The 7,163-nt window shown below is 43.2% G+C and carries 6 protein-coding genes; 4 read left to right on the forward strand and 2 right to left on the reverse strand.

Annotation, left to right across the window (positions count from 1 at the left end):
• Nucleotides 1-10: 10 nt before the first annotated feature.
• Nucleotides 11-340: a helix-turn-helix domain-containing protein gene (locus tag KSW37_RS11660; RefSeq protein WP_254368641.1), complete on the reverse strand. Its 330-nt coding sequence runs from the start codon at nt 338-340 to the stop codon at nt 11-13.
• Nucleotides 324-620 carry a nucleotidyltransferase family protein gene (locus KSW37_RS11665; RefSeq protein WP_217314575.1) on the reverse strand — a complete coding sequence of 99 codons (297 nt, stop codon included), beginning with the start codon at nt 618-620 and terminating at the stop codon, nt 324-326. The genes KSW37_RS11660 and KSW37_RS11665 overlap by 17 nt, the downstream gene beginning before the upstream one ends.
• Before the next feature lie 183 nt (nt 621-803).
• Between KSW37_RS11665 and KSW37_RS11670 the strand changes: the two genes are divergently transcribed.
• From KSW37_RS11670 to KSW37_RS11685, 4 genes are all read left to right on the forward strand, one after another.
• Complete coding sequence (locus tag KSW37_RS11670; RefSeq protein ID WP_228113455.1) at nt 804-1,292, forward strand: RNA polymerase sigma factor; 489 nt, start codon at nt 804-806, stop codon at nt 1,290-1,292.
• A gap of 29 nt (nt 1,293-1,321) precedes the next feature.
• Nucleotides 1,322-2,086, forward strand: a complete 765-nt coding sequence (locus KSW37_RS11675) for a DUF4974 domain-containing protein (protein ID WP_217314576.1) — start codon at nt 1,322-1,324, stop codon at nt 2,084-2,086.
• A gap of 1 nt (nt 2,087) precedes the next feature.
• Entirely contained in the window at nt 2,088-4,658 is a 2,571-nt protein-coding gene (locus KSW37_RS11680; protein WP_217314577.1) for an outer membrane beta-barrel family protein, read from the forward strand.
• A gap of 438 nt (nt 4,659-5,096) precedes the next feature.
• Nucleotides 5,097-7,112 (forward strand): hypothetical protein, encoded by a 2,016-nt coding sequence (locus KSW37_RS11685; protein WP_217314578.1) that lies wholly within the window; start codon nt 5,097-5,099, stop codon nt 7,110-7,112.
• Nucleotides 7,113-7,163 lie beyond the last annotated feature (51 nt).

The raw sequence follows: 7,163 nt of genomic DNA on the forward strand, positions 1-7,163 counted from the left end.
GATTAAAATTTTATACACATATTTCTAAATCCTGATGAACTACATTTAATATCGGAGCTTGGAGAGCATCCTCAATAGATACAAGAGTGTCTATTGTAAAATTATGTGTTCCTCGCATCCATTTGCTTATTTCCGCTTCCCGTTTTCCGAGTAGAAGGGCTAGGTCTTTCTGCTTCATCCCTTTAGAAACCAGAATGTCATGTATCCTATCTACGATTTGGAAAGACAAATCTACAGACTTGCGAATCTCAGGATCAACATGTTTGCGGCGTTCTTCTAAAATCTTACTTCTTCTGAGCATGTGCTCTAAGCGGTTTTTATCTCTACTTCGTTCTCTCATAAACTAAGATTTTATCACGTTCTATTGATTCCTGTGCAAAAGGAAGTAAGGTTCCTTCTGATACCAAATCAACTTTTCTACCTAAGAGTTCTTCCAAATCACTCCACATGCCGAAGAATTTTAAACCAATAGGTTTGCTCTTGTCCAAAGAAACCATAATATCGACATCGCTATCCTTCGTTTCTTCCCCTCTGGAGAAAGAACCGAACAGCCAGACTTTCAATACGGGTTGGGTGCTGAAATAATGGCGTAAAGCTTCTATGATGGCTCGTTTACCCATAATATAATGATGTTGTTTCTTGCTGCAAAGATACACTTTTTATTCGAAAGAGCAAGCTTTTTTCTAGTTTTTTATTACCTTTGCATAGGTTTTTCGAAAAAAGTAGAAGATTTCTTCATTTTAGGGGTAATTGATTTCAGGAAAGCTTGTATATAAGAGTAGAAACAAGAAGAAAATGACGTGATGACAGAAGAAAATGAACAGCGGATGGAACGGCTGTTCCACGACCATTACGAGCAGATGTATCGCTTCGCCTTTGCCTTGCTCCATGATAATGAGGAGGCGAGGGATGTGGTGAGCGATGTGTTCTCCAGATTGTGGGATAAACAGCTGGTTCCAGACCGGGCTTACCTGATGCGAAGCGTGAAGAATGCCTGCATCAATCTCATAGCCAGAAAGAAGAGAGATGAACGACTGAAACGGCTTCTCCCTCTCTCGGAAGAGAAATTGACGGAGGAAGAACCTTCTCGTCTGGAAGAGCGATGGCAGGCTGCCGTAGATTGCATCGACCATGACCTGACCGACCAGACAGCTTCCGTCATCCGATTGTGCTATCGGGAAGGAATGTCGTATAAGGATACGGCGGAGGAACTGGGCATCAGCGTTTCGGCAGTGAACAAGCATATCGTGAAAGGTTTGCGAACGCTCAGAGAAAAGTTGAAAGGAAAATAATAACCCTAAAATGAAGAAAGGAAAAGAAAATGAAACATGAATTATCTGACATAGATCCTCAGAAGATGGATTCTCAGAAATGGGATTTGCTCCTCGATCTCCTGGAGCATCCCGAAAAGTATTCCGAAACCCAGAAGGATGAACTTCTGGGCGATGAGGAAGTGAACGAACTCTATCAGCAGCTGATAGAGACCCGACAGTCTCTGGATTTCGCCAAGTCGAAGGAAGAAATGAAACTGCCTTCGATTGATGCTGAATGGGAGAAGCTGAAAGATGAGATGAAGCTGAAAGAAGAAATGCAGCAGAAAGAAGAGATGAGTCAGAATACAGAAACCCAGAAAACCGCCAAGTTGTTTCCTCTCTGGAGCCCGATGAGAAAGGTGGCTGCCGTTGCAGCCGTCCTTGTCGTCTCCGGCATCACCTTTGCTGCCATTCATCTGGTAACCCGTTCTCATCAGGCATCAGATAACAACAATACCGAACTCGTGGCATCCCAAAAGGATTCTATCCAGCAGATTTCTGCTCCTCAGAAATCCAACATAGAAGAAAAGACAGATTCTGCAAGTCTTGCCCAGCTCCCATTGGTTTACGAAAACGCTGAGCTTCAGAATATCCTGACTCCTATTGCCGGGCATTTCCATCTCCAGGTAACTTATCAGAACGAGTCGGCTCGCCATATCCGTCTCTTCCTGCAACTGGAGAAGAACATGAGTCTGGATGATATTATCGAACTGTTGAATCATTTCGAGAAAGTGAATATTCGTCATGAAGGTCAAACTTTAATCGTGGAATAAGATGAAAAGATTAAGAAATATCATGCTGCTGGCAGGTCTGATGAGCCTTTCTCTTCAGACCATCTATGCCCAACGCATCACCCGCAGCTTCCGCAACACTTCTATGTCAGAAGCACTCACCATCCTTGCCAAAAGCACCAAGGATTATCGTATCAACTTTATGTATGATGAACTGGAAGATTTCACGGTTACCACAAGTATCGTGAAGCGAACAGCTCCGGATGCCATCCGCCAGATCATGGGTTTCTATCCGATGAAGATGACGATAGATGGCGAAAACATCTTTGTGGAGTGTACGCAGAAGACTCCCACCAAGATGATAGGTCGCATCATCGACAATAAGAAACGCCCTGTAGATTTCGCCAATGTAGCCCTGCTGAATGTTCGTGATTCTTCATTGATAAATGGCGGCGTGACGAATGAGAACGGCCAGTTCGTGATTCCCTGCGGAGCCAGAAAGGCGATAGTAAGAGTAAGTTGCGTGGGCTATCATACCGCTGTTGATACTTATCATACAGGTAAGATAGGTTCAATTACTCTGAAGGAGGCAACGATGAACCTGCAGAAGGTGATAGTAAAGGCGGTTCGCCCCAAGACAAAACTGACTCGCGAGGGATTTCAGACCCAGGTGCAAGGTACGATACTGAGTGATGCGGGTATGGTTGCCGACTTGTTGAAGCAGGTTCCAAGAGTGCGTGTGGATAAGGATGGAAACTGTTCGGTGTTCGGCAAAGGCACACCGGAGATTTATGTCAACGGCAGAAAGCTGACCGACAAAAATGAATTGCAAACCATATCTTCCAAGGATGTGAAGAACGTGACGGTTATCACGACTCCTGGTGCGCAGTATGATGCCCAGGTCAATTCGGTGATTCGTATTACCACGGTCAAGAAGCAAGGTTATGGATGGAGTGGTAATTTTCAGGCAAAATATGGTTTTGCCATGAAGAATGCCTGGCAAGAGCAGGCTAATCTCAATTACCGTGTGGGTGGACTGGATGTATTCGGTGGATTGATGTGGTCAGATTCGTATTTCTATGATAAGTTGGGATTGGATGAATATATCAATGGAAATCAGCATCAGATATATCAAAAATCAGTAGGGCGCATTGATTCTAGAGATTATGGACCTGATGCCAATCTGGGTTTCAATTATGAATTCAACGAAAATCATACCATCGGTCTGAAATATAAGTTTGGTTCTGGCTATACCAAGTATTTTACTGTTAGGCAGAACTATTCCATCTTTCAGGATGGAGTTCACCAGGGAGATGTGAATTATCTCAACGATGAGTCAGATTCCAAGCAGACTCCTATTCATCAGGCTGACTTTTATTATGATGGTAAGATAGGCAAGTGGAGTATAGACCTGAATGCATCAGCGTTGTGGAGGACGAAAGACCAGATACAGAAAGCCACCGAAACCAGTTCTGAGTTGGGTGACCAGATAGTATGTTCTGATAGCCATACCAAAGGAAAGTTGCTTGCCGGTAAATTGGTTGTTTCTTATCCTTTGACCGACCAGTTGAACATAGACTTTGGTTCGGAATACACAAATTCTGATAGTCATACCAACAACCAGAACGAGGGTGGTGTGGCTGCATCCAATGATTCCAGAATCAAGGAACAGAACATTGCCACCTTTGCTGAGGCAGCATGGTCGTTGGGAGATTATTCCCTGAATGCCGGTGTGAGATATGAGCATGTAAAATCAGACTATTATGCCGAAGGAGTGCTCAATCCGGATATGAGCAGAAAGTATGATAATGTATTTCCTAATGTATCCTTAGGATATGACAAGGGCAAGTGGCATTCTTCATTGAGTTTCACGGCGAAGACCTATCGACCAAGTTACTTCCGTCTTTCCGGTTATACCCGATATACGAGTCGTCATTCCTATGAAAGCGGTAATCCGAACTTGCGACCAAAGGATGCCTATCATCTGGAATGGGATGCGCAATATTCCTGGCTGAGTTTCTCTGCTGAATATATCTACAACAAGAATGCCTCGGTATATATGATGAAGCCATTCCAGGGCAATAAGGATATAGCCCTGTCATATTACGAGAATGTAGATAAGATTCAGAACCTGAAGTTCTATCTTGAGGCTACTCCTGTGATAGGCTTATGGCATCTTGACTATACGGTAGGTCTGGTCAATCAGTTCTTTAATGCCGAGAAATATGTCAGCGACTATAATGCCAACCGTCCTTCTCTCTATCTGGATTTGGAGAATACCTGGGTATTGCCACATCATTGGAAGGCTCGATTGGAATACGCTTACCAGTCGCGTAATTATAGCGAATTGGGTGTCAACTATGCATGGAATTCCCTTGATGCGTCTATTTCCAAGTCGTTCCTGAACAACCGACTGGTTGTGAGATTGGAAGCAGAGGATTTGCTTCATGGTCAGAACGAGAGTTGGAAATATAATAATTCGTATGCGCACTTCACCAGAACCGGTATAGATAATACCCGCATGTTCTTGGTCAATGTAACTTATAACTTCAATGCCACCAAGAGCAAGTATAAGGGTACGGGTGCTGGTAATGCAGAAAAGAGCAGATTATAGCTCATTTTTAAAACACGGACAAATTGAATTTGTCCGGACAAATTGTCCGGTTGGTTCTAAGTGGTTGATATTTAGAATATTATAAGCCGTCGGACAAAAGAGCCGGACAAATTCAATTTGTCCGTGTTGTTTTTTTCAGTGATTTTGGAGTCAAAATCATGCTTTTTTAGCTTTTCTCCCTATAGTTTTCTTCTCGTAACCCTATGCTTTTCTCCCCGTAACTCTATGACTTTTGGATGTTAACTCTATGAGTTAGGTTTTTTAAGAGATGATGTATGACAAAAAACGGGAATACATTCAGGCTAGGAGGGATGAAGAACTGGATGGAATTGGTAATTTGATGCAGTTATACAAATTTAACGGAAGAGATGTAATGGTTTTGGATAATAATGTGTACTTTTGTACTAGATAATGATGAAATAAAAACATATTGTAAGAATGAAGACGGTTTTTTGCTCTTTTGGACTGCTGATGGCTGCTGTGCCCGTGTTCGCTCAGAACACTGGGAAGGACTCCATAGTCTCTACTAAAGCTTTGGATGATGTGGTGGTATCAGCCTCCAATATCAGTCGTGTGGGTGATCATCTCGTCATCTATCCCAACAGCCAGCAACGAAAACATGCGGTCAATGGATTCGGGGTGTTGGAAAACCTGAATATCCCAGGACTCATCATCGATGCAAAGTCGAATCAGGTGGATGTGATGGGACTGCAAGCCACCTTGTATCTGAATGGGCAGGAATGCGACATCCGGGAAATACAGATGCTCCGTCCTCGTGACATCGAGAAGATAGAATATCATGATGCTCCATCGGGAAAATACGCCAAGGATAAGCTTGTCGTCAACTTCATCACCAAACAATACCGATATGGAGGATATGTGCAGGCTGACGGACTGCAGACGATAGGATATGACCATGGCGACTATAACGTTGCCACCAATTATGTAAAAGGTAACAATTCCTATACTGTGTTTGCTGGTGCAAACTATAGTCATGTGGATGGTACTGAGACCTGGAACAATGAGAACTATCAGTTTACGCAATCCTTATTTGATAGGGAGAGCTATAGTAAGAATTCTTACCAGAATCATCAGGAATATATGCAGTTCCGCTATCAGAACCAGAAGGGAAAGAGATATTGGGTGGGCAAGTTTACGCTCGTCAACCTCTCTACTCCAAGAAATGCATCTTCTGGTTTTGCGAAGGAAAGCACAGAGACGGACATCTTCTCAAATATCCGGAAGAAGAGTCTGTCTCCTAAGATTGACCTGAACGCCAACTTGCCATTAAGCAAGAATCAGACGCTTACCTTGGGAGTACATGGCAAGTATTCTGCCAACTCCTATCATCGTCTTTATCAGGAACAGCCTTTCGAGGCAATAACCGATGAAGACGAGAAAGCGCTGTCGTTCCAGCTGTCTGCCATCTATAATTATTTCTCTCAAAAGCATTCCTTATCTGTGGAACTGTTTCATTACCACGATGTCTGGAATGCCGATTATTCCGGCAATTGCGAACTTTGGCAGCATCTGTGGAAAGGGGAGTCGTTGGCTTTCTTCTCCTATAATTTTCAGGCTAGCAGGCGCTTGAGCCTGAAAACCCGCATCGGATTGGATTGGCTTCAATATCATCTGCATGGAGACAACAGTTTTAGCCAGCTGTCTCCTCGCATCAATACGAATGTGCAATACCAGCTGAATAAGGGAATGCTCTTGTGGTCATTCAACTTTGTGAACTCCAATCATGGTATGGATGTCATCAACCGGGCTATGATTCAGGTCAATTCCCACATGATGGAAAAGGGAATGCCCGAACTGAAGAAATCACATGACATCAACACCTATTTATATTATATGGGGCGTTTCAACAGGTTGAGTGTTTCTGCCATCGGACAATTCCGCTACAATCATCATCCTGTAACTGATGATTATTACCTGGATGAGGCAAACGGGAAAATAGTGAAGACTTACTCGAATGGTGGAAATGCTCAATATTATTCTGCTATCCTCGCCTTGCAGTACAAACTGTGTAAGTTTGCCAATCTGTCGGGAGATATCAGATATAGCCATGCGGAGGTGAAGACTACCTGGTCGATGCATAACAACAATTTGACGGGTAATCTTGGGTTGAATATGTTCATGGGTGATTTTGCCTTGAAGCCTTATCTGCATTTTGGCAAGAAGTCTTTGGATGAAGCAGCTTTGGTGATAAGCAAGACTCCTATCGACTATGGAATGTCGTGTTCTTACAGCAGGGGCAACCTCTATGTAGAACTTCAGGCAGTATCGCCTTTCAAAAAGCAGGAGAAGCAATATTGGTTGGATTTGCCTATCTACAGCTACAGTAAGAGCATCAAAGACCAGACGGCTTCGCAATATGCCAGCATCAAGGTTGCTTACTCCTTCGACTTTGGCAGGAAGACCCAAAAAGTAGAGAAGGATGTTAATAACTAAAGTTTCGCAAGTGAAAATTCACAAGCGTGATTTAACGTAATTTTGGAATAA

The organism is Segatella copri, assembly GCF_019127135.1.
In the GTDB taxonomy this organism is placed as follows: Bacteria; Bacteroidota; Bacteroidia; order Bacteroidales; family Bacteroidaceae; genus Prevotella.